This is a genomic window from Liquorilactobacillus capillatus DSM 19910 (genome assembly GCF_001434915.1).
Classification (GTDB): Bacteria; Bacillota; Bacilli; order Lactobacillales; family Lactobacillaceae; genus Liquorilactobacillus; species Liquorilactobacillus capillatus.
Map to the genome: position 1 here is coordinate 1 of NZ_AZEF01000020.1, position 23,870 is coordinate 23,870.

Genomic DNA, 23,870 nt, shown 5'->3' on the forward strand with positions numbered 1-23,870 from the left:
TTAACGCCGATAGTAGTTGGGGGATCGCCCCCTGCGAGGGTAGGACGTTGCCGTGCGAAGATAAAATGTAAAAAGAGTTTAGGACAAAAGTCGTGAACTCTTTTTTTATGTTCTTTATTTTTGAACATCTAGTACTAAAACGTGCGGCAAAGATTGGTTAGTTATACGTAACTCCGTAAGTCAGAGAATCTCAACCCAGAGTTATCTGTCTTACGATATTAATGCTCGTCAACTAAACGTTTTTTGACCCGCTCTTTTTTTATTTGAATGTGTTTAATAACTTAGGCTCAGGTGACATATTAAAAAATATGCTTTCAAGGTATGTAAGATAAACCTATAAAAGCATATTTTGTAATTTTATTTTTTATTGCCAAAACAGTTAACCATTTTTGTTCGGCAACGTGACATTGCACGATTTACTTTTGTTCGAGGCAAGTTTAAATCAAGACAAATTCGCTCCGGTGTATAGTGTTCAAAAGCAAGTAAATTAAAAATAGTGTATTCAAATTCGGACATATTTTCCGTAATAGATAAGACCATTTCTTTTGTTATAAGTATTCCCAAAGAGTTAGGGGAAAAGAAGTTGTCTTTTGTGAATGAATCACCCTGTGTTTCAAAAAGATATTCAAATGATTCGGCGTATCTGTCGCCAAGCCTTTTTTTAGCACTTTCCTTGCGTAATAAGCTACAATATCGATTGAATAAACTCTGTTGGAAAAACTTTCCAAAGGAAACATTGCCGGTGGTATCATAAGCCAACGAAGCTTGATAACAAACTATTCGAGCTTCTTGAACAAGATCCTCATTCTCTAAAAATCTAAAATGATAACGTTGAGTCGCCTTATTGACCAGCGGGCGGTATTTATTAAAGAGCTCTTCAAAAGAAGCGCTTTCATTATTAAGCCTGATTGCTATGATCAATTCATTATCTTGGTTAATTGAGATGCTATTCATTTCTTGTTCCTCCAAAAATAGTGTTTTATGTGTCTACTAATTAATATACCTTGTTTTAGCTAAACAAATAGGAAGTACGTTATTAAAAACTAACAAATTCGATAAAAAATTATCTAAAGTTGTTATTATCAGATAAGGAAAAGAAGGTTTTGGAGAAGCAAGTAGAAGGGAAGTTGAACACTGAGTAATAATTATACTAACCATTGAACTATGATGGAATCAATAGATGAATAAAAATAAGGAATGAGTCAAAAATTAGCTTTGACTCATTCCTTATTTTATCTACGGAGATTAGCTTAGAGATGTAATAATAATAAGCCACTTACCGGATTTGAACCGGTGACCCCCACCTTACCATGGTGGTGCTCTACCTGCTGAGCTAAAGTGGCATTGAATTGTTACCTTAGATAGTATATTATATCATTGTTTTAAAATCAATAACAATTCAAAAAAAGTTTGGTAAGATCGGTCATTTAATTATTGTGTGGCAAAGTTATTTGCTGTTCAAGTGTAAAAAGATCGGCTGGTACTTTACTAAGAATAGGTGATATATCACCAATACTCAGTAGAATTAGTTCATGCATAGCACGTGAACAGATCGTATATAACTTACCAAGTGTCTGTTCATTTGGATAAGTAACAGCTGAGATATTATAAGCAACTACTGCATCAAACTCAAGCCCCTTGGCCAAATAAACAGGGAGAATTAAAATACCTTGTGGCAATGCACGGGTGGTATTAGTAATAAGGGTTGCGGACAATGGTGAATGAAGTTTGCGATATAGTAACTTACTTTCTTCAAGGCTATTTGTAATGAGGGCAACCGTTCCATGGACAGCAAGTAGTTGAGATAATTGAAGATTAATTTTAGCAAGAGCATCAGCTTCATTTTGTGCAAGTAAAATTTTGGGCTTTTTACCAGGACGAGTAAAGGCATGGATTTTAGAACCATCTGGTAATAAGGCCTTAATAAAATTCGTAATATTACTTGTTGAACGGTAACTTTTGTTGAGTTGGATAACACGAGCTCTATTTACATTAAGTGCTTTTTCTAAGTTACGTAAAAATTCCTGGGGTTCTTGTAACGCTGCAAATAAGGCTTGTTCACTATCACCAAGTAAAGTTAGTTTTGCTTTTGGAAATGCAAATTTAAGATAAACTAGTTGAGCTAATGAATAATCTTGAATTTCATCAATAAAGAGATGCTGGATTCTGTGATTTTGGCCACTACCAGTCAACAAATCGCGTAAATAAAGCAAAGGAGCACAGTCACTTAGAGCTAAGCGATGCAGCTCTAAGCGATTATTAAAACTAGTTTCAGAGCCGTTGCGTTTTTCTTTAAGGAATAAAGAGTACTGCCGATAAATATCTAGGAAATAATTATTATAGATCGCATCATAGACTGGTTGAAATTTTTCTTTGACTAGCTTAAGAGCTAAATAGTGTTCTTCATCTGCAATTTCTGTAAAACGAGTATGTTTGTAGTCGGAAGCTAAGGATAAATATTCTTCATCGCTCAACGTGTCGATTTGTTCACTGACCCACTTTTGCTGGGTCTCTTCGTTGATTAGCACTTTTAATTTTTTAATAAGTATATTTTTAGTTTCAAAGAAGAGCTGAGAAGAAGACATTGCTTGTGGCAGGCTGGCATAGATTTCCCTAATCATTTCTTTACTGAACATAATACGGTCGACCAACATAATATCCGTAAATTGCAAATCAATAGCTGCCAGTTGGTGAACGTAGTCTGTAACAGAGACCATAAAGTTGGCACTTTCTTTTAAACGTCTAGTAGTGCTGGAACTATTGGAAGTAACAAGATTATTTTCATAACTATCAAAAAGGGTTTCAACTTTTAAGCCCTCAAAACGCTGTGAAAAGAATTCAGCCAAAGTAACTTGCCGCATGTTACGTTCACCCAGACTAGGTAGGACTTCAGAAATATAGTGACTAAAAAGGAGATTAGGTGAAAAAAGAATGATTTGGTCAGCGTTTAAATCACTACGGCTATGGTAGAGTAAAAAAGCAATTCGTTGGAGAATAGCTGAAGTTTTTCCGCTTCCGGCTACTCCTTGAACAAGCAGCATATCACTGTGTGTGTCACGGATGATTGTATTTTGTTCTTGTTGGATTGTTGCAACAATATTTTTCATGTATTCATCACTCGCGCTACCTAAGATTTCCTGTAAAATATTGTCACCTACAGTCTCATTAGTATCAAACATATTTTTTATCTGGGCATCTTGAATGAGAAACTGCCTTTTTTTTAATAATTCGGTTTCTTGGCTGCCAATAGGTGCGTTATAGCTAACCTTGCCCAGAGTTCCATTATAATAAATGCTTGAGATAGGTGCACGCCAATCATAAATTAGAAAATGCTGATCTTCATCAACAAACGAGGAGATACCAATGTAGAGTTTTTCTGGAGTATGTTCCCCCTCATCAAGAATATCGACTCTTCCAAAATATGGTGATTTTTTTAAGTCTTTTAGAGTCTGAACTTGCTGTTTGAGAATTTTTTCCGTTTCTACATTTTTAGCGACTAGTTGTTTCTGCTGTTGTACCTCGGCATTTGTTTCAATCCGGTCGTCTATCTCAAAGGTATTGATTTTTGCATTTTGAACATAGTTTTTTTCAACAGAAGAGGTTTCCTGATGAGCTTTTGTGTATTCTTCTTCTTTCTTGAGTAAGTTGTGCTTGATTTTGGCAACCACATTATTAACGCGATGTTGTTCTTTCAGCCGTTCTTTATCCATGCTCAAGCCTCCTATTATTCTTTTCATAAAAAGTAATACTAACATACTCTTTATCCAACAACAATTATTTAAGGATTATGAAATAAATGAGTTGCGATGGGGTTTTGACTTTACAATTTTTGTTGGGTACAATAAAATTGTAAGTTAACAAATAGACTAGTTAATTTAGGTAATAAGTAACAAAAATTTTAAATAAGAGCTCAAGTGGCGGGGATACCCTGCATTTAGGTGGTACCGCGATGAAAAAATCATCCTATTGCTAGGTAGCAATGGGATTTTTTAGTTATTTTAGCTTATTGGAGGGAAATTATGAAAAAAGTTATTTTAACAGGTGATCGTCCAACTGGAAGATTGCATATTGGACATTATGTCGGTTCATTAAAAAATCGAGTTGCATTACAAAATACAGGCAAGTATGAACCCTATATTATGATTGCAGATCAGCAAGCTTTAACTGATAATGCGCGTGACCCTGAGAAAATACGCAATTCACTAGTTCAAGTAGCATTAGATTACTTGGCTGTAGGGATAGATCCAGCAAAATCAACTATTTTTATTCAATCACAGATTCCAGCGTTGACAGAATTGACAAGTTATTATTTGAATTTGGTTACAGTTTCACGACTTGAAAGAAATCCAACTGTTAAAGCTGAAATTCAGCAAAAAAACTTTGAACGCTCTATCCCAGCCGGCTTTTTCGTTTATCCAGTTAGCCAAGCTGCAGATATTACAGCTTTTAAAGCTAATTTAGTACCAGTTGGTGATGACCAAGAACCAATGCTTGAACAAGCACGAGAGATTGTCAGAAGTTTTAATACTATTTATAAGAAAAAAATTCTGGTCGAACCAGAAGGAATTTTCCCACCTAAGGGTGAGGGCCGTTTGCCGGGGCTAGATGGAAATGCCAAGATGAGTAAGTCACTGGGAAATTGCATTTATTTATCAGATGATGCTGATACTTTACACAAAAAAATTATGTCAATGTATACTGATTCAGAACATATCCATGTTGAAGATCCGGGCAAAATTAAGGGAAATATGGTCTTCACATATCTAGATGTTTTTGATGATGATAAGCAAAAGGTTGCAGAATTAAAAGAACATTATCAAAAGGGCGGTCTAGGTGATGTCAAGATTAAACGCTATCTAAATGAAGTTCTTGAAGCACAGTTAGGGCCTATCCGTAAAAGAAGAATGGCCTTTGCCCAAGACTTACCAGCAGTTTATGATCTTCTGCAAAAGGGAAGTCAAAAAGCTAACGCTGTAGCAGAGCAAACATTAGCAGAAGTTCGTGCCGCAATCGGAGTTAACTATTTCGGTTAAGTAATTTTTAACAGACCGCTTGGCAAAGTTTGGAGGGGACACATTGGAAAATTTAGTTATTCTTGATTTTGGGTCGAATTCAGCTCGATTAGCAATTAATCGAATTTCAGCTAAAGGTAAATTTAAAGAAATAAAACGAATCAAAGAAACGACTCGTCTGGCTGAAGGGATGGGTCGTGAGAATGGCGGCAAAAAAATGCTTGACCCGCAAGCGGTTGAGCGAACACTTAAAGCTGTTAAATATTTTACCAAAGTCTATCAAAATTATCCGCACAGTCAAGTGTGTGCCATAGCAACCGCAGCAGTGCGTGAAGCTGAGAATAGCGCTTCTTTTTTACAAGCGGTTAAACAAATGACGGGGGCTGATGTTCAAGTCCTTTCAGGTCAAGATGAAGCTTATTATGATTATCTGGGTGTAACTAATTCACTGCCGCTTAATGACTGCCTGATTGTCGACATGGGCGGAGGCAGTTGTGAGCTGATCTTAGTAAAAAATAAAAAAGCGCAGCATCTAACCTGTATTCCTTACGGTGCTATCAGTTTAACTGAACGCTTTGGAGCTGACAAGGTAATGACTGCTCAACAATTATTTAAATTTCAAAGTTTTATTCAAAAAAAATATCAGCAGTTAGGTTGGTTGGAGCAAGCTCGAGAAGTACCTATTGTGCTTTTGGGCGGATGCAATCGGACAATTGCGCGAGTCCAGAAAGAAAGATTACACCAGAAGAACCTTGAACAGATTCATGGTTTCAAAATACCGGCACAGGATTTTGCTGCTATTTATACAGCACTGTTAGGTAAAAACAGTCAGGAGCGGAAGCAAGTTGCAGGGATGGAACAAAATCGTGCAGATATTATTTTAGGTGGAATGACGCCTGTGATAATGTTGGTCCAGCAGATGAACAGCTCACACGTTATTTTTTCTGAAAGCGGAGCCCGGGAAGGCTTCATGCATACTTTTCTAAAAAATAGAACTAATTGAGGACGATAGCTACGTGTTTACAGATAGTTATTAAAATCGCAGTAGATTTTATTGGTTATAAGGTTGTGGCTGTAGTACTAAGTTGAGGATAGTAAAAAAGAGTTGCAACAAAGTTATTTTGTCGCAGCTCCTTTTATTGTTTTGACCAATCTTGTGAAAAATACTTTTGTGAAAGTGTGGCTAATACTCCTTCTTTATCTAGTGTGGTAAGACTTTTATTTATCTGGTGCCGCAGTTTTTTATTACGTGAAGTAATTCCATATAAAGGTTGTGCAGTAACAGGCGGAAAAGAATTACTTTTGACCAGACGATCTAAAAGTAATGGGTTCTTTTGGACTGCAACTGAATAGTCAAAGCTACTTATGATCCCAGCTTTAACTTTTCCTTGAAGAATAGCTTGAATAAGTAGTTGTGTTTTAGGATAACGTAAGACGGTTATTTTAAAAGACTGCAACGTTTTGGGGAGATCTAGTTTCGAAGCAAGAGCTAGTTTGTATTTCTTGGTGAGAACAAGGTTACCTATTTTGTGGTTAGGTAGTGATAACAAAACATTAGGCTGATAGAGATAAGCGTTTGTTTTGTAATACGTTTTTTGCTTAAGATAAGTTGTCTTTTGTTTCCAAAAAAGTAGTTGAATTTCTCCCTTATTAAACTTATGTCTTAGTGCTTGAGATGAACCACTAATGAATTTAACCTGCATGTTATTTTGGTGAGCGATTTTTTGAGCAAGTTCAACATTAAAACCAGTTAATTTTTGCTTGGAGTTATACCAACTGTAAGGTTTGTCTGGTGTGACGATACCGACACGAAGCGTTTCTTTTGCGGCTGGTTTGAGTTTATGAATAAAACTCACTGTCAGACCTATGCCAGTTAGCAAAATAATGATCCCTAACATAAATAAATAATATTTTTTTTTAAACATAAACAGCACACAAATGAAGTGTTGCTTGGCCTCCTCTTTAGGACTCTAATCATATATGAGTACCATTATATAATGAAAATGAAGTAATTACACGTTAATGTATATTTGAAAGGGAGAATACAATGCCCGGTTTTGAGAAATTTTATGAAAAGACTTTGCAGCAGCGCTGGGAAACTTTACAGCAGCAAGGGGTTCTATCTGAAGAACAACTATGTTATTTGAAGAATAAAATTTATGCTCCAGATTTAGGTAATTCGATGATTGAAAATTATATAACTGATTATACCCTTCCTGAAGGAATTAGCTTTCATTATCTAATTGATGGACGTAATTATCTTGTTCCAATGGTAACGGAAGAACCTTCAGTAATTGCTGCAAGCAGTCATGGAGCAAGAATGGTTCAAAAAGCTGGTGGTTTTAAAACAAAAGTTGAACAACGTTTGATGATTGGGCAGATAGTGATAGAGGATTTCCAAGATTATGCTGACTTAAAGCGGCAAATTGAAAAAGAACAAACGGCGATCCTTAAGGTGGCAAATGAAGCACATTATTCATTGGTCACACGTGGCGGAGGAGCACGTTGGTTACGTTGCAGACAGTTGGCAGATGATTTGATGTCAGTTGACCTAGCAGTTGATGTGCAAGAGGCGATGGGGGCTAACATGCTTAATACGATGTTGGAAGCTACAGCAGATTATATTCAGACAAAACTTGCTTCGAAGGTCTTGATGAGCATCCTATCCAATTTTGCGACTGAATGTTTGACGACCGCAGAGTGCAGTCTGCCACTTTCAGCCCTTACCAAAGGAAATCTTAGCGGAAAAGAAATTGGACAAAAAATAGTTCAAGCAAGTAGAGTAGCCCAACTTGACCCTTACCGTGCAGCAACACACAATAAGGGGATTATGAATGGAATTGATGCAGTAGTTTTAGCAACAGGTAATGATTGGCGCGCGATTGAAAGCGGCGCACACACCTTTGCCGTGAAAAATGGACAATACCGAGGCTTAAGTCAGTGGGAAATTGATGATCATCACTTAAAGGGAAGAATTGAATTACCATTGCCTGTGGGTCGTGTTGGCGGGTCAATTGGAATTGTACCGCTTGTTAAAATCAATCAGCAAATAATGAATGTTAGGAGTGCGCGGGAACTGCAGAGTATTATTGCTAGTGTCGGCTTGAGTCAAAATTTAGCAGCCTTGTATACTTTGACATCAGAGGGGATCCAACGAGGACATATGCGTCTTCAACTAAAGTCATTAGCGTTAGCAGCCGGAGCAAAAACAGCTGAACTGAAACAAGTTTTAGATGTCATGATTAAGAAAAATGAGCATAATTTAGCAGCTGCCAAAGAGGTTGTAGCTGAGATTAGGAGGAAGGATCAGAATGAATGAGATTAGATTAAATGAAGCTGCTACCAAAGTAGTGGCGGAATTAGGTGAGTTATGTCCCCAAAAGATGGAAATCAAGTATCATCAAAAACAGGCTGGTTTTTTGAGGCATGATCAGGCTCAGCAATACTTGCGTGGTGGTAAAATGATCATTGAAGTGAATGATGTGACGGAACCTAATTACACCGTTTCACATGAGTTACTTCATTTACGGTTGTTATTTAAAGGTGCACCGCAGATTTCGTTTAATATTACAACAGGCGCGTCAGAGTTAGATAATAAAATTATGGCAACGGGGATGGAACTATATGATATTGTACTGCATTTTAGTGTCTATCAGCAGCAAAAAGAACGTGGACTAATTAATGAACGCGTTAAAGAGCTTTATTTTAAAGGTGTTCTAGCAACGTTGAAACCTGAACCGCAAGATCGCCAGGATGAATGGATGGTTCTACGTGTTTTAACTTTACTGGATACGCTAGTCTTCTTTGACACTGAAGCTCAGACTATACTACCCCGACTCGAAGAGCTTTACCCACGAACACTGGTTGCGGCTCAAAAGATTTATGCTGAATTAACCAGTAAAAAAATCAGCTCAGCTTTTGAAATACGGAGAGCAATTGTTAAAATATATCGATTATTTGATCAACAATTAGAAAAATGGCAGATGGTAAAAATGAATCTACAAAATTTCGTCACTCTGACACCCGTTTTTAGCGAAAGACAGAAACGACTCGAAGTACGGCAATTATTTTCTATTTTACATTCTGAACTACATGAAAATCTACAGGATACAACGGCGTATATTGGTATTTTAAAAAATGATGGTCAAAATAGTTTCGTGCTGCCTGCACCGCAGAAAGAGAAGACTGAGGAAGTCTTTAAACGAATCTATGCAATGCCAACAGGAAAGTTTCTTGCCAAACTTGCAATTCCGTATTTAACTCGCTAAAGTTGCCGTTAGGAGGCGGGGATAGTGACTTACTTGCAGAAAATGATGGAAAAAGCGGAACATATCTTATTTTTAACGGGTGCAGGTGTTTCAACGACTTCAGGAATTCCTGACTACCGCTCTAAAACCGGTTTGTATACACAAACCACCACTGACCCTGAATATTTATTGAGTCAGAGTTGTTTAAGACAAGAGCCAGCTGTTTTTTATGATTTTGTAACGAAACATATGTATTATCCCACAGCTAAACCCAATATTATTCATGAGAAGATGGCTGCAGCGACGCACCATTATGATGCACATGTTATTACACAAAACGTTGATGGCTTGCATCAAGCGGCTGGGACGAAGGATGTGCTTGAGTTTCATGGCGATCTGTACCATGTGTATTGTCAAAAATGTAACGAACAGGTAGATTATCGTGAATACCTGAAAAATATGGTTCACCAGCATTGCGGCGGAATATTACGGCCAGATGTAGTGTTATATGGTGAGACAATTAAACAACAGGTGTTGGATACAGCAATCACATTGCTTGCACAAGCTGACTTAATTGTTGTTTGTGGAACATCGTTGAGAGTGTATCCTTTTGCGGGGCTAGTACAGTACCGTAAATCAACTGCACAAATCGTAGCGATCAACCGGGAAAAAATTACACTTCCATTTGGAGGTAAAATGATTCTTGAGGATGCAGCAAAAGTTTTTACTAAACTGGATTTTTAAAGCTGAGTTAGTGTTAAAAAGATAAGCTGGATATAGGAAACTATTAATATTTTTTACACGAATTAGCTTTAAAAAATATGATATACTTACACTAATAATTATTACGTAAGTAAAGCTGAGTTAAAGGAGATTAATTCAATGGGCGAGAAAAAGACTTTTTATATAACAACACCAATTTATTATCCGTCTGGAAAACTACATATAGGAAATTCATACACAACGATTGCTTGTGATGTTATGGCGCGTTATAAAAGATTGCAGAATTTTGATGTGTTTTTCCTAACAGGAACTGATGAACACGGGCTTAAAATTGAACAAAAAGCTGAAAAATTGGGGATAACGCCCAAAGCTTATGTCGATAAGATGGCTGCGGAGATAAAAAAGCTGTGGCAGATTCTTGAGATTTCTAACGATAAGTTTATTCGTACAACGGATAGTTACCATGAAAAAGCAATTCAGAAGATCTTTCAAAAATTACTTGAAAAAGGTGACATCTATTTGGGGGAATATGAAGGCTGGTATTCTGTCTCTGATGAAGAATACTTTACTGAATCGCAACTTGCTGAAGTTTACAAGGATGAGAAGGGGAAGATTATTGGTGGAAAAGCTCCTTCAGGTCATGAAGTGGAATTAGTAAAAGAGGAATGTTATTTTTTCAAAATGAGCAAATATGCTGACCGCTTGGTTAAGTTTTATGAAGACCATCCTGATTTTATTATTCCAGTTGCACGTAAGCATGAGATGCTTAATAACTTTATCAATCCGGGACTTGAAGATTTAGCTATTACACGTACAACCTTTAACTGGGGAGTTAAGGTTCCTGATAATCCTAAACATGTCGTGTATGTCTGGATTGATGCATTATGTAATTATATTACAGCTCTAGGGTATGGGACTAATAATGATACGTTATTTAAAAAATATTGGCCTGCTGATGTTCAAATGGTCGGAAAAGAAATTGTTCGTTTCCACACCATCTACTGGCCAATTATCTTGATGGCACTTGATCTACCATTACCTAAGCATGTAATTGGGCATGGTTGGCTTTTGATGAAGAATGGCAAGATGTCCAAGTCAAAGGGGAATGTTGTTTACCCAGAGATGTTAGTTGAACGTTATGGTCTTGATTCTTTAAGGTACTATTTGATGAGAGCTGTTCCTTTTGGCAATGATGGTGTCTTTACACCAGAAGACTTTGTTGAGCGAATCAATTATGATTTAGCCAATGATTTAGGGAATCTATTAAACAGAACCGTGGCTATGATTAACAAGTATAATGCAGGGACTATTCCAGCGTTAGTTAAAGCGACAGAACTGACAGGATTTGATAAAGAGTTAGAGACACAAGCAGCAGAAACGATTCAAAATTATCAGCATGAGATGGATAACGTTCACTTTTCTAATGCTCTAGATGTTGTCTGGAAGCTTGTTAGTCGGACAAATAAATATATTGATCAGACAGAACCGTGGGTCTTAGCTAAAGAAATATCTAAAAAAGATGAATTAAATAGTGTGCTTGCACATTTAGCAGCCAGTTTACGTGTTATTGCGATTCTTTTGCAGCCCACTTTACTGCATGGAGCCAGAGCAATTTTTGAACAGTTGGGATTACCAACCGTTAAGATGGATATTGCGGGAGTTAGTTTTACTGATTTACCTACGGAAGTTCAAGTTATTGCTAAAGCAACACCGATTTTCCCACGTTTAGACGTTGAACAGGAAGTTGCTTATATTAAATCTAAGATGACTAAAAGTGAAAAAGTAAAGGGTCGTAAAGCTATTGCAGAAGCTAAACAGCAGGTGCAGCCGGAACTAAACTTGACTAAAAAAGAGATCAGATTTGATAAATTTGAAAAAGTAGAATTGAAAGTAGCTGAAGTTTTACAGGTCGAACACGTCCATGGGGCAGACAAGCTACTGAAATTTCAACTAGATGCTGGCGATAAGGGGCAACGGCAGATCCTGTCAGGAATTGCTAAATGGTACCCTACACCAGAAGAACTAGTAGGGAAAAAAGTTATCATTGTTGGTAATTTGCAGCCACGGAAAATGCGTGGAGAAATCAGTCAGGGAATGCTATTATCAGCTGAGTATGGTGAACGTATCAAGTTAATAACAGTTGATAGTGCGATTCCAAATGGATCTTTGATCAGTTAATGTTTTAAAGAGATTGCGCTTGTAAAGTAGCTAGACTTTGCATGACAATCTTTTTTTAGTTAAATCTATCTGAGTTTTCAGGAGGAATATGGAATGAAGATTTTTGACTCGCATACGCATATTAATGCACCGCAATTTGAAGGTGAAACAGCTGAAGTAGTCCAAAGAGCGCAAGCATTAGATGTTACTAAGATGCTTGTGCTGGCATATGACAAGCCGAGTATGCAAAAGTTGACAGAATTGATCAAACGCTACCCAGGGATCGTTTATGGTGCAATCGGTTGCCATCCTGAAGATGCCGCTCGTTACGATGAACGGCTAAAGATGTTTCTTGAACAGCAGCTGCATGGTGCTGGAATGGTGGCACTTGGTGAAATAGGCTTAGATTATTATTGCTCTGTGCCCCATGATCTGCAAAAAGATGTTTTTAGAGAGCAGATAGAACTCGCACAAAAATTAAGTTTACCTATCAGTGTTCACAATCGTGATGCATTTGAAGATACTTATACGATCCTGCAAGAAATGAAATTAGGTAAGCTCGGGGGAATTATGCACAGCTTTAACGGTAATGCTTTTTGGGCGAATAAATTTTTAAAGTTAGGGATGTTTTTGTCATTTAGTGGTGTGGTGACCTTTAAGAATGCAACAGATGTTAGAGAAGCATTTATGGCAGCACCGCTGGAGCGAATACTAGTCGAAACAGATGCACCATATCTTACTCCTGCACCTAATCGCGGCAAACGTAATGAACCGGGCTATACGAGATATACATTGGAATATTTGGCACAACTTAGAGGAATAACGGCCGAACAATTAGCCAATATTTCCTATAAAAATACAAAGAAAATATTAAGGATCAAGTAGGATGAGAAAAATAAAAGAAGTTATTGTTGTTGAAGGAAAAGATGATACTAAAAGAATAAAATTGGCGGTTAAAGCAGATACCCTTGAAACGAGAGGGTCCGCCCTTAGTGATGAAACACTTGAACAGATAGCCCTGCTGCAAGAAACAAGGGGAGTTATTGTATTTACAGATCCCGATTTTTCAGGTGAGAAAATTCGGAAAATCATTACACGTGAGGTTCCAGGCGTTAAACATGCTTTTTTAAGTAAAAAGGATGCGGCACCGCATGCGAAGGGAAGCCTGGGAGTCGAACACGCTTCGCTAGCAGCAATCCGTGAAGCACTTGCTCATCTTTATACTGAGGTAGCAGTAGATGAGCCCTTGATCCTTCGTGAAGATCTTATTGCAGCAGGACTAATGTCAGGAGCAAATGCTAAGAAAAAACGCGCACTTTTAGGTGAAATTCTAAAAATAGGCTATACTAATGGAAAACAATTGTATAACAGGTTGAATCTATTCCAGATAACACCGAAACAATTTGGAGAGGCTTTACAGTTAGTTAAACAGATAATGGAGGATAAAAAGCGTGACGGACAATAACAGACCAGAAATAGGGTCTCCAGTTAGAACAAGAGCGATTATGGAGACTTATGGTTTAAATTTCAAAAAAAGTCTAGGTCAAAATTTCCTAACAGATACTAATATTCTTAGAAAAATCGTTGCGGCAGCTGAGGTAACTACCGCTGATGATGTAATTGAGATTGGTCCTGGAATTGGTGCATTGACAGAGCAATTGGCCAAAAAGGCCCATCGTGTACTGGCTCTTGAACTAGATGAACGTTTAATACCTGTTTTAGCAGAAACATTAGCGCCATATCCTAATGTGCAGGTGATAAGACAAGATGTACTTAAAGCCAATCTAAAAAAATTGCTGACAAGTTATTTTGATGGACAGCATCCAGTTAAAATAGTAGCAAATTTACCTTATTACATTACTAGTCCAATTATTCTATATTTACTTGAAACCGGCATTGATTTTAAAGCGATTGTTGTTATGATGCAAAAAGAAGTGGCAGAACGTTTAGGAGCACATCCAGGAACCAAGTCTTATGGTTCCTTGACCGTACGTGTTCAATATCAAATGGATGTGAAGGTTCCATTTGTAGTACCTAAGACGGTCTTTGTACCTCAACCTAAAATTGATTCTGCGATTGTTGCGCTGACGCCTAAAGTACAACCCTGGACCGTTCTTCCACAAAATGAACAGCTTTTCTTTAAGATAGTTAGAGGATGTTTTCAACATCGACGCAAAAATATTTGGAATAATTTACAATCATTATTGGGCAAAAAACAAGTAAATAAGGAAAAATTACAACAGTTGTTAAGCGATACCGGTATTGCGCCGCAAGAGCGGGCAGAAAAGCTGACGATTCCCGAATTTATCCAGTTAACTAATAAAATGATTGATTATAAAATCATCGAAAAATAATTATTTTTTAATTGAATTAAGGTGTTGTAGTGTGGTATAATTGCAATTTTTGTGAAACAATGTTATGATAGTTTCACAGAGGGGTGAAATCCATGCCAATAACATTAGCGACTATTAAGAAGAAACTTGACGATTATGTAGGTGAAAATTTAACGGTAATCGCACAAGCTGGGCGTAAGAAAACGATTAGGCGACATGGAATCTTGCGGGAAACATTTCCAGCTGTATTTGTAGTTGATTTAAACCAGGATGAGAATGCATTTGAACGAGTTTCATATAGTTATACAGATGTACTTACTAAGAATATTGAGCTTGATTTTGAAAAGAATTAGTTTGGGAAGAGCATTGATTAGAAAAATGTTATTTTTTACTGAAGCCTAGCTGGTCGATAATGCATGGCTTTTTTTATTTGCTAAAAAATGCTTGGATTTTTCTTTTCAAGTAGTACTCTTTTTAAGTATAATGATAGTAAAATGTTTGAGTAGGTGACCAGATGGATACTATAGAAAAAGCTCCTGCTAAGATTAATTTGTGTTTGGATACTCCATTTCGTCACCTTGATGGAAGTCCGGAATGGAGAATGGTGATGACTTCGATTGATCTAGCTGATTACGTGCACATTGAAACGAGTAGTGTTTTCACTGGAATTGCTGTTGAAACTGATGCAGGTTTTCTACCCAGTGATCAGCGTAATTTAGCTTATAAAGCGGCTAAAGAATTACAAAAAAGTTTTAATATCAAGAATGGAGTACAGATCAGTATTAAGAAAAATATTCCAGTTGCGGCGGGGCTAGGTGGTGGTTCTTCAGATGCTGCTGCAGTTTTACGCGGCTTAAATAAACTCTGGGACCTAAAGCTCTCAACACGTAAGCTGGCCCAAATTGGGCTGAAAATAGATTCTGATGTTCCGTTTTGTGTTTATAGCACAACAGCATTGGTTGAAGGAAAGGGGGAAGTAGTGACCCCACTTGATGAACTGCCGCCATTATGGCTTGTAATTGCTAAGCCGCGAGCGAGTGTGTCAACACCCACTATTTTACGAAAAATATCATACGAGAAAATAATTCATCCTGAAGTTGATAAAGTTGTAGCTGGGATCAAGAAAGGCAGTTTAACAGAAATTTGTAAATGGATGGGTAATGCTTTAGAACCAATAACAATTAAGGAAATTCAGGAAATAAAGCGAATCAAGCAAAAAATGTATGCTTTTGGGGTGGAAGCAGCCCAAATGAGTGGAAGTGGGCCAACTGTTTTTGGTATCTGTTCTAAGTATTCACGGGCACAGCATGTTTATAACAGTCTTAAAGGTTTTTGCGACGAAGTATATTTAGTACGACCATGTAATTTGAATTAGCTGAATTGGAGGAACCATTAATAAAGACGGAGCATGGTGACGCCATGGAGTACCAATAAAATGACAAGAAAAGCAAACTAAAAAGGACATCATATTTACAGTTGAAACTTGGAGTAGTCAGATTAATTCCAAGTAGTAAATAATGGTGTCCTAAACTGATGATATTTAAAATGAGGGATACTTAAATTTTTAAGTCAGCTTTAGCAGCCTGGACTTGTTTGGCGACTTCGTCGAAACCAGTACCACCAGCTGATGTTCTACGGGTTACGGCAGTTTTAGCCTTGAGATCATCATAGATATCTTCGGTAATCAATGGTGATATCTTCTTAAATTCAGTTAATGGAATATCTTGCAAGTTAGTACCGTCCTGTGTGCCCTTGAGGACGAGCTTACCAACAACTGCATGTGCTTGCCGGAAAGGAAGACCTTTGCTGGCAAGGTAATCTGCTAGTTCGGTAGCATTAGAGAAATCGTGTTCGGTAGCATGTTCCATTTTGTCTTCATTAACGGATAGTGTGTCCAACATACCTGTAAAAATTTTTAAACTAGGAATAATTGTTTTGATAGTGTCAAACAATCCCTCTTTGTCTTCTTGCAGATCTTTATTGTAAGCTAAAGGTAAACCTTTTAGCGTGGTTAATAAACCAAGTAGATGTCCAAATATTCGTCCACTTTTACCGCGTATTAGTTCAGCCATATCAGGATTTTTCTTTTGGGGCATAATAGAGCTGCCGGTAGAATATTCATCACTGAGTTCAATATAGTTGAATTCGTAGGAACACCACAAAATGATTTCCTCACAAAAGCGCGAAAGATGCATCATAAGAATTGACGAGTTACTGATAAATTCAAGGACAAAATCTCGATCTGAAACAGCATCAAGGGAATTAGTATAAAGTCCTTTGAATTGTAGCTCATTAGCGGTAAACTGACGATCAATTGGAAAAGTGGTCCCTGCTAGAGCGGCTGCCCCCAATGGACAGAGGTCTGTATGTTGCTGATTAAATGTAAAACGCTCAATATCACGTTTGAACATTTGATAATAAGCCATCAGATAATGACCATATGATATTGGTTGCGCATGTTGCAGATGTGTATAGCCGGGCATAATCGTGTAAATGTGTTTTTCGGCTTTCTTTACAATTGTTTTCTGTAATTGTGATAAAGCTGTGAGCACTTCAGGCAAACGATGTTTGAGATAGAGATGTAAGTCGGTTGCAACTTGATCATTACGACTGCGTGCAGTATGCAACTTACCAGCGACAGGGCCGATTTTTTGAGTTAAGAGGCTTTCTAGATTCATATGGATATCCTCATTTTTTATAGAGAAAGTTAACTGCCCGGCAGCTAGTTCCGTTTGGAGTTCCTGAAGGCCCTTAATAATCTGATCAGCATCTGTTGCTGGTAATATCTTGGTCTTTTTCAGCATTTTTACATGAGCTAGAGAACCTTCCAAGTCTTCGTCAGCCATCAACTGGTCAAATGAAATAGAAGCACCAAAAGTGTCGATCCACTGTGCACCTTCAGCTGTAAAACGTCCCCCCCACAATTTATCAGTACTCATTATTCAACACCCTCACTCATTGCAGATTTATGAGCATCTTGTTTATTTTTAGCCTGAACTTGAGCATACACCTGTGAAGGCAGTCCCCACAACTTAATGAAACCAGCAGCAGCTTCTTGATCAAATTCATCAGCAGAAGTATAAGTGGCAAGATTTTTATCATACAATGAGTTAGCTGATTTCCGTCCTTCGCAAATAGCATTCCCTTTAAATAATTTGATTCTAACCACACCATTAACATCTTTTTGTGATTCCTTTAAGAAGGCAATTAAGGCAGGCATAAGTGGTGAGAACCACAGACCATTATAAATAATTTCACTTAGTTTTTGCTCAATAACTGGTTTGAAATGAGCTAAACCTCGTTCACTAGTCAAATCTTCTAAATCTTTGTGGGCTTTGATCAAAACAGTTGCAGCTGGACATTCGTAGACTTCCCGTGATTTGATTCCAACTAACCGGTTCTCAATATGATCGATTCTTCCAATACCATGTTTTCCAGCAATTTTATCAAGCTTCATAATCATTTCAGCTAAAGAATAATATTCACCATTTAAAAATGTTGGAACTCCCTTTTCAAAAGTGAGTTCGATTATTTCTGGTGTATCAGGTGTCTCCTCGATAGCTAAAGTCCGGTCATAGGCGTCTTCAGGTGCGCTTTCCCATGGATCTTCCAAAATGCCGCATTCATTTGCTCTGCCCCAAAGATTTTCGTCAATAGAGTAAGGACTTTTTTTGTTAATAGGGACAGGGATGTTATTATCCTGAGCATACTGAATTTCTTCTTCCCGTGACCAATGCCAATCTCTAATGGGGTCTTCAATTTTCATATCCGGTGCTAGTGCATGAATGCCAACTTCAAAACGAACTTGATCATTACCTTTTCCAGTACAGCCATGAGCGATGGCCGTTGCGCCATAGCTTTTTGCGATTTCAACTAGTTTAGAAACAATTAGAGGCCGTGATAGTGCGGAGACAAGTGGATATTTATTTTCATAGTAAGTATGTCCTTGAAGTGCAACTAGAGCATAATTTTGTGCAAATTCTTCTTTTGCATCGATTGTAATTGATTCAACAGCACCCACAGTGAATCCTTTTTGCTTAATTGCTTCTAAGTCTTTTCCTTCACCAACGTCAATACAGCAGGCAATAACGTCATAGCCCTTGTCTTTTAGCCATGAGATTGCTACAGAAGTATCTAAACCACCAGAGTACGCGAGAACTACTTTTTCATTTGCCATTTATATGACCTCCAAATACTTTTTTGATTGATAAAACAATAACATGTGTATTCATAAAATGCAACAATATTTGTTAAATATACTAAAAAAATGTTAAAAATGGTTTTTTATTCATTTATTACTGAATAAATACAGTGATTGACGTTTCTTTTCTATTAAATCTTTTCTTGGGTGTTGACAGTTTAAAAAGCTTAAGTTATAGTAAACTTATTCAATTCTAAGGAGTCTTTAATTATGCGAAAGATAAATAGGCTTAAACAACAATTGAATACACTTTATTACTTTTGGTTTTTTCACAAGTGTTTGTAGTTGATCCCTTGATTAGGTGCAAACACGGAGGCAAAACGTATTTGCACCTGTGGGGAAAACAAAAGTTTGTTTGTTGACTAGAAATCAAACAAAGCCGCGCAGATGTTACAATAGTCTGGCGGCTTTTTAACTTAGATAGAAAGAATGAAAGCCTAAAGACGATTGGAAGTCTTTGGGCTTTTATTATGTAATCAAGAAAGGGAGTTTTGGTATGGGTTCGCTAGCTGACAGTATGAAAAAAGAATTAAAACTTTTAAAGTCTTCAGATATCTTGGCCTTTAATGATTTTACTTCGCAAATACCAGATATTATTAAATTTACAATGGGAGAGCCTGATTTTACAACGCCTGAACACATTAAAGCTGCTGGAATAGAAAGTATTAAGAAAAACCAGACGCATTATGCTCCGTCGACTGGGACTGTGGGATTGCGTAAAGCGGCAAGCATGTTCTTAAAAGAAAAATATGGTCAGGTTTATGATCCTCAGGATGAAGTTATTATTACTAATGGAGCAACAGAAGCTATATATACTAGTTTGACAGCAATTTTGAATCCCGGGGATAAGGTTATTATTCCAACCCCAATTTTTCCGCTTTATATCCCCATTACAATTTTGAATCAAGCAACTCCTATTTTTATTGATACATCTAAAAATAACTTTAGGTTATCAGCAGAGATGCTTAAACAGGCACTGGATGAACACGGTACGGCAGTCAAAGCAGTAGTTTTAAATTATCCGTCTAATCCAACTGGTGTTACGTACTCGCAGGATGCTTTAGATGAACTGGCGGAAGTTATTCGCGGTAAAAAGATTTTTGCAATTTGCGATGAAATCTACAGTGAATTAACGTATGAACACAAACATGTCTCGCTGACAAATAGTTTACGCGAACAGACTATTCTAATTAATGGTGTTTCTAAGTCGCATGCAATGACGGGGTGGAGAATTGGTGTGATGTGTGCACCACGAGAAATAACAGCAGAGTTAAGTAAAGTTCATCAATTTGCTGTAACGACGACTTCAACAATGACACAAGCAGCAGCTGAAGAAGCCTTTAAAAATGGAGTGGATGATGGGATTAAGATGCGTGATAAGTACCAAGTCCGAAGAGATTACTTGGTTGATGAACTGACAGGGTTGGGCTTTGACTGTGCTAAACCTGAGGGAGCATTTTACTTGTTTGCTAAGATCCCAGCTGGTTTAATTCAAGATGACAAGAAGTTTATCTATGATTTAGCGGCTAAAGCTAAAGTTGCTGTGATAGGTGGAAGCAGTTTTGGACCTGGTGGTGAAGGGTATATTCGGATCAGTTATGCAGCCAGCATAGACAACATAAAAAAAGCAGTTGAACGTATTAAAGACTATGTTAAAGTAAATAAACAAAACTAAAAGTAAGGGAGAACGATTGGAATGAAAATTTTAATGACGAGTGTTCGTGATGATGAACAAAAGGCAATCACAGAATGGGCTCACAGAAATAAAGTTCAAGTTGACATGGTTTCATGGGACCTGCATGAAGGTACCGCCGTAAAAGTGCAGGGATATGATGGACTGGTTACTCAACAAAGAAGTAAAGTTGAAGCGAGTGTCTACCCTATTTTAAAGAAAGCTGGTTTGAAGCAAATTACAACGCGAACAGCAGGGTATGATATGATCGACCTGGCTGCTGCAAAAGAAAATGGAATGCAGGTAACTAATGTTCCAGCATATTCACCGCGGTCCGTGGCCGAATTAGCATTAACACATACGATGAGATTGATTCGCAACCTTGAACTCTTTGATAAAAGAATGGCAAAGCAAGATTATCGTTGGGACGGCTTACAGGCAAAAGAAATTCATTCTTTGACAGTCGGTATTATTGGAGCTGGTCGAATTGGTGGAACGACCGCACAGCTCTTTAAAGCTCTTGGAGCAGAGGTGCTGGCTTACGACCTGAAGGAACAAAGTGATTTAAAGGAGATCGTTACTTACACAAGTAAAAAAGCAGTTTTGACCAAGTCAGATGTTATCTGTTTACACGTTGATTTAAACGAAACAAGTTATAATTTGATCGATAAACAAGCGTTAGAGTTAATGAAGCCGACAGCTTTTATTGTTAATGAGTGTCGAGGACCAGTTATTGATACAGATGCGCTGATCACAGCACTGGAACAAAAGAAAATTGCTGGAGCTGCATTGGATACATTGACAGGCGAAGAGAATTTCTTCAATGTTGATCTGCAAGGTCAAGAGTTACCTAGTGAACAACTACAGAAGCTGCGTGAAATGGACAATGTGATTATTACACCCCACATTGGTTTTTATACCAACATTGCTGTTAAAAATATGGTTGATATTAGTTTAGATGATGTATTGCTTATCCTAAAAGGTAAGCATAGTCCTCACCAAGTAGCCTGAATGGAGTTATAAAAATGAAAAAAAGAGTGACTGGTAGACAATATACTATGAATATCTTGAACGGAATTAGTTTGGGTGTGGTCGTAGCACTATTGCCTGCAGCCCTTGTAGGTCAATTGATGCAGGCTCTTCAAGCGAGTTTTCCACCCGCAGCACAGATTATAATGATGACTAACTTCGCGATGAGTCTGTTACCTGCAATTGCTGCATTTTGTGTTGGAATGCAGTTTAAGCTTAACCCGATCCAGACTTCAGCAGTAGCGATCGCTGCGATGATTGGTTCCGGCGTTATGACCCAAAGTGATAAACAATTTTTGCTCCAAGGAACTGGCGATATTATTAATACTGGAGTAACAATCGCATTAGCAGTTGGTGTAGCTCTGTTTGTAGGAAATAGTTTTAAGAATTATACAATTTTGCTTTTGCCGCTGCTAGTGATTATTATTGCTGGTGGAGCAGGTTTGCTGTTGTTGCCTAGTGTTAAATTAGTAGCAACCTCAATCGGTGCTATTATAACGCATATTACAGCGTTACAACCATTATTGATGGGGGCGCTAATGGGAATCAGTTTTGCGGTCTTAATTGTTTCGCCGATAAGTTCTGTCGGAATTGCGACGGCTATTGGATTAATGGGGATCAGTTCTGGCTCAGCCAATCTTGGAATTACGGCGGGAAGTTTTATGTTAGCTGTTTATGGCAGTTCGGTGAATCATATTGGGACGACCTTAGCACATTTTATTGGTTCGCCTAAGATACAAATGGGTAATATGCTACGCAAGCCGCATTTATTTGTCCCATTAATGATTAATGCTGGAATAATGGGGTTATTAGGAGCTCTTTTTGAAATCAAGGGAACACCGATGAGTGCTGGCTTTGGATTTAGCGGCTTAATTGGTCCGCTAACCGCATACCATGCAATGCAAGGAACGGCACTTAACATTGTTGTTTTATGTGTTCTATTTGTTATCCTGCCGGTAATTTTAGCGTATATTTCCAAATACATCTTTATAGAACGGCTAAAATGGGTCGCCCCCCAAGACCTGTTATTAGAGATCTAAATAAGTGTCAAATTTAATTTATCTAAGTAATGTTGAGGCAGCACAAAGTCAGGCTAACTTGGCGATTGTGCTGCCTATTTAAGTTGAGTTTTAGAAGAAGGCACTCTTTGAATTTAAAATATTGGAATATAAAACTGGTACTTTATAGAAAACATTTTAAAGATAAGCATTAGACAAAGTATTCTTTGGTTTACTAATTACGCTGTGCCTAAACCTCGAATGTTAGATATTTATAAATGTCTTTTAACCAAAGTTTAAAAAAATTAATTAATCCAGCTTAAAAGCGAACAATTATTATTATAATAATAAATTTACTATGCAAATCACGTAAAATGGCTTATAATGATGCTTAGATTATTTTATACAGGTCTTTTATAGAAAAATAAGTTTACGGAGGAATTTTTTTGAAAACTAGAAGAAGTGATCGCTTGATTGATATGACACATTATTTACTCGAAAGGCCTCATGCCTTGATTTCATTAACCTTTTTTGCTAAAAGGTATGAATCTGCCAAATCATCAATTAGTGAGGATCTAGCAATTATAAAGCGAACATTTAAAGCGCGGGGAATTGGTATTCTCGAAACTATTCCGGGTGCAGCTGGCGGAGCACGATACATTCCTTCAATTAATGAAGTGGAGACGCGTGATTTTATTGTATCAATGACAGAGAAACTTTCTGAGAAAGATCGTTTATTACCAGGTGGATATGTTTATTTATCCGATCTTTTAGGGAAACCCGAAGTTTTACGCCAAGTTGGGCGGGTAATTGCGCGGCAGTACTTGGATAAACAAATTGATGCCGTTATGACAGTTGCAACAAAGGGCGTTCCAATCGCCCAAAGTGTTTCTAGTTATTTAAATGTACCATTTGTTATTTTACGACGAGACTCTAAAATAACAGAAGGTTCAACGGTATCAGTTAATTATGTTTCCGGCTCAAGTGAACGAATTGAGAAAATGGAATTATCAAAAAGAAGTTTAAAACGTGGTTCTAATGTTCTTGTCGTTGATGATTTTATGAAAGGCGGCGGCACCGTTAACGGAATGAAGAGTATGATTGAAGAATTTGAATCTAAGTTAGTAGGGATAACGGTCTTTGCGGAAGCTTCATTCGAGGGCCACAGAATGATTGACGACTACACTTCCTTATTAAAAGTGGATAAGGTAAATACTCTTAATAAGACGATTAAAGTTAGTGCAGGGAATTACCTTGAAAAAGTCTTTGGCGAAAAATAATTTTTCAGCTAGCCAGGGCTATAAGTGTTGGCTGGTATGTACTTTAATGAAGGATGTATTATAGTAAAGAATATCAAGAGGCTAAGGGCGAGCGTAAAGTATATTTAATTTACTGCTCGTTTTTTTGTGGAACACGGGGTTGCAAGAGCTATCTTGCACACTAATAGGCAACTACGGTATTATGTAGTAGGAACATATCAATTTAGAGGAGATTAGGA

General features: G+C 37.5%; 20 protein-coding genes and 1 tRNA gene. 15 read left to right on the forward strand and 6 right to left on the reverse strand.

Features of this window, described 5'->3' with window-relative positions; all coding sequences use genetic code 11:
- Positions 1-357: 357 nt before the first annotated feature.
- The 3 genes from FC81_RS04510 to helD all read right to left on the reverse strand — a co-directional run bounded on the left by FC81_RS04510 (position 358) and on the right by helD (position 3,710).
- Positions 358-954 (reverse strand): sigma-70 family RNA polymerase sigma factor, encoded by a 597-nt coding sequence (locus tag FC81_RS04510; protein WP_057743459.1) that lies wholly within the window; start codon positions 952-954, stop codon positions 358-360.
- Positions 955-1,270: 316 nt separating this feature from the next.
- Positions 1,271-1,343: transfer RNA gene (locus FC81_RS04515), tRNA-Thr, on the reverse strand.
- 84 nt (positions 1,344-1,427) lie between these two features.
- The gene (helD, locus tag FC81_RS04520) at positions 1,428-3,710 is read right to left on the reverse strand and encodes an RNA polymerase recycling motor HelD (RefSeq protein WP_057743462.1); all 2,283 of its coding nucleotides are present in this window, start codon (positions 3,708-3,710) and stop codon (positions 1,428-1,430) included.
- Positions 3,711-4,019: 309 nt separating this feature from the next.
- Between helD and trpS the strand changes: the two genes are divergently transcribed.
- Entirely contained in the window at positions 4,020-5,033 is a 1,014-nt protein-coding gene (trpS, locus tag FC81_RS04525; protein ID WP_057743465.1) for a tryptophan--tRNA ligase, read from the forward strand.
- A gap of 43 nt (positions 5,034-5,076) precedes the next feature.
- On the forward strand, positions 5,077-6,015 hold the full coding sequence (locus FC81_RS04530) for a Ppx/GppA phosphatase family protein (RefSeq protein WP_057743467.1): 939 nt from the start codon (positions 5,077-5,079) through the stop codon (positions 6,013-6,015).
- Between the two features lie 133 nt (positions 6,016-6,148).
- Here FC81_RS04530 and FC81_RS04535 read toward each other — a convergent pair whose 3' ends face one another.
- A complete protein-coding gene (locus FC81_RS04535) occupies positions 6,149-6,937 on the reverse strand; it encodes a transporter substrate-binding domain-containing protein (RefSeq protein WP_057743469.1) in 789 nt (262 codons plus the stop codon).
- A 122-nt stretch (positions 6,938-7,059) separates the two neighbouring features.
- Here FC81_RS04535 and FC81_RS04540 point away from each other — a divergent pair, with 122 nt between their 5' ends.
- The 9 genes from FC81_RS04540 (at position 7,060) to ispE (ending at position 15,847) form a co-directional block, all read left to right on the forward strand.
- Positions 7,060-8,331, forward strand: a complete 1,272-nt coding sequence (locus FC81_RS04540; protein ID WP_057743472.1) for a hydroxymethylglutaryl-CoA reductase, degradative — start codon at positions 7,060-7,062, stop codon at positions 8,329-8,331.
- Entirely contained in the window at positions 8,324-9,280 is a 957-nt protein-coding gene (locus FC81_RS04545) for a hypothetical protein (RefSeq protein ID WP_057743475.1), read from the forward strand. Before FC81_RS04540 ends, FC81_RS04545 begins: the two co-directional genes overlap by 8 nt.
- 24 nt (positions 9,281-9,304) lie before the next feature.
- Entirely contained in the window at positions 9,305-10,003 is a 699-nt protein-coding gene (locus tag FC81_RS04550) for an NAD-dependent protein deacylase (RefSeq protein ID WP_420806342.1), read from the forward strand.
- 138 nt (positions 10,004-10,141) lie between these two features.
- Positions 10,142-12,160 carry a methionine--tRNA ligase gene (metG, locus tag FC81_RS04555; protein WP_057743477.1) on the forward strand — a complete coding sequence of 673 codons (2,019 nt, stop codon included), beginning with the start codon at positions 10,142-10,144 and terminating at the stop codon, positions 12,158-12,160.
- A gap of 93 nt (positions 12,161-12,253) precedes the next feature.
- Positions 12,254-13,024, forward strand: coding sequence for a TatD family hydrolase (locus FC81_RS04560; RefSeq protein ID WP_057743480.1), 771 nt, complete (start codon positions 12,254-12,256; stop codon positions 13,022-13,024).
- A gap of 1 nt (position 13,025) precedes the next feature.
- A complete protein-coding gene (gene rnmV / locus FC81_RS04565; protein ID WP_057743483.1) occupies positions 13,026-13,604 on the forward strand; it encodes a ribonuclease M5 in 579 nt (192 codons plus the stop codon).
- Positions 13,605-13,644: 40 nt separating this feature from the next.
- Positions 13,645-14,493 (forward strand): 16S rRNA (adenine(1518)-N(6)/adenine(1519)-N(6))-dimethyltransferase RsmA, encoded by an 849-nt coding sequence (gene rsmA / locus FC81_RS04570; protein ID WP_057743672.1) that lies wholly within the window; start codon positions 13,645-13,647, stop codon positions 14,491-14,493.
- A gap of 92 nt (positions 14,494-14,585) precedes the next feature.
- On the forward strand, positions 14,586-14,825 hold the full coding sequence (locus FC81_RS04575) for a Veg family protein (protein WP_034989790.1): 240 nt from the start codon (positions 14,586-14,588) through the stop codon (positions 14,823-14,825).
- 161 nt (positions 14,826-14,986) lie between these two features.
- Positions 14,987-15,847 (forward strand): 4-(cytidine 5'-diphospho)-2-C-methyl-D-erythritol kinase, encoded by an 861-nt coding sequence (ispE, locus tag FC81_RS04580; protein WP_057743486.1) that lies wholly within the window; start codon positions 14,987-14,989, stop codon positions 15,845-15,847.
- Positions 15,848-16,028: 181 nt separating this feature from the next.
- Here the strand turns inward: ispE and argH are convergent, their stop codons facing one another.
- Both argH and FC81_RS04590 read right to left on the reverse strand, forming a co-directional pair.
- Positions 16,029-17,411 carry an argininosuccinate lyase gene (argH, locus tag FC81_RS04585; RefSeq protein WP_057743488.1) on the reverse strand — a complete coding sequence of 461 codons (1,383 nt, stop codon included), beginning with the start codon at positions 17,409-17,411 and terminating at the stop codon, positions 16,029-16,031.
- The gene (locus FC81_RS04590) at positions 17,411-18,649 is read right to left on the reverse strand and encodes an argininosuccinate synthase (protein WP_057743491.1); all 1,239 of its coding nucleotides are present in this window, start codon (positions 18,647-18,649) and stop codon (positions 17,411-17,413) included. Before FC81_RS04590 ends, argH begins: the two co-directional genes overlap by 1 nt.
- Before the next feature lie 520 nt (positions 18,650-19,169).
- On the opposite strand from FC81_RS04590, the gene FC81_RS04595 reads away from it, so the two are divergent.
- From FC81_RS04595 to purR, 4 genes are all read left to right on the forward strand, one after another.
- On the forward strand, positions 19,170-20,348 hold the full coding sequence (locus tag FC81_RS04595; protein ID WP_057743493.1) for an aminotransferase class I/II-fold pyridoxal phosphate-dependent enzyme: 1,179 nt from the start codon (positions 19,170-19,172) through the stop codon (positions 20,346-20,348).
- A gap of 21 nt (positions 20,349-20,369) precedes the next feature.
- The gene (locus FC81_RS04600) at positions 20,370-21,356 is read left to right on the forward strand and encodes a D-2-hydroxyacid dehydrogenase (protein ID WP_057743496.1); all 987 of its coding nucleotides are present in this window, start codon (positions 20,370-20,372) and stop codon (positions 21,354-21,356) included.
- 14 nt (positions 21,357-21,370) lie between these two features.
- Complete coding sequence (locus tag FC81_RS04605) at positions 21,371-22,414, forward strand: PTS sugar transporter subunit IIC (RefSeq protein WP_057743498.1); 1,044 nt, start codon at positions 21,371-21,373, stop codon at positions 22,412-22,414.
- Between the two features lie 404 nt (positions 22,415-22,818).
- On the forward strand, positions 22,819-23,652 hold the full coding sequence (gene purR, locus FC81_RS04610; RefSeq protein ID WP_057743501.1) for a pur operon repressor: 834 nt from the start codon (positions 22,819-22,821) through the stop codon (positions 23,650-23,652).
- Positions 23,653-23,870: the final 218 nt, after the last annotated feature.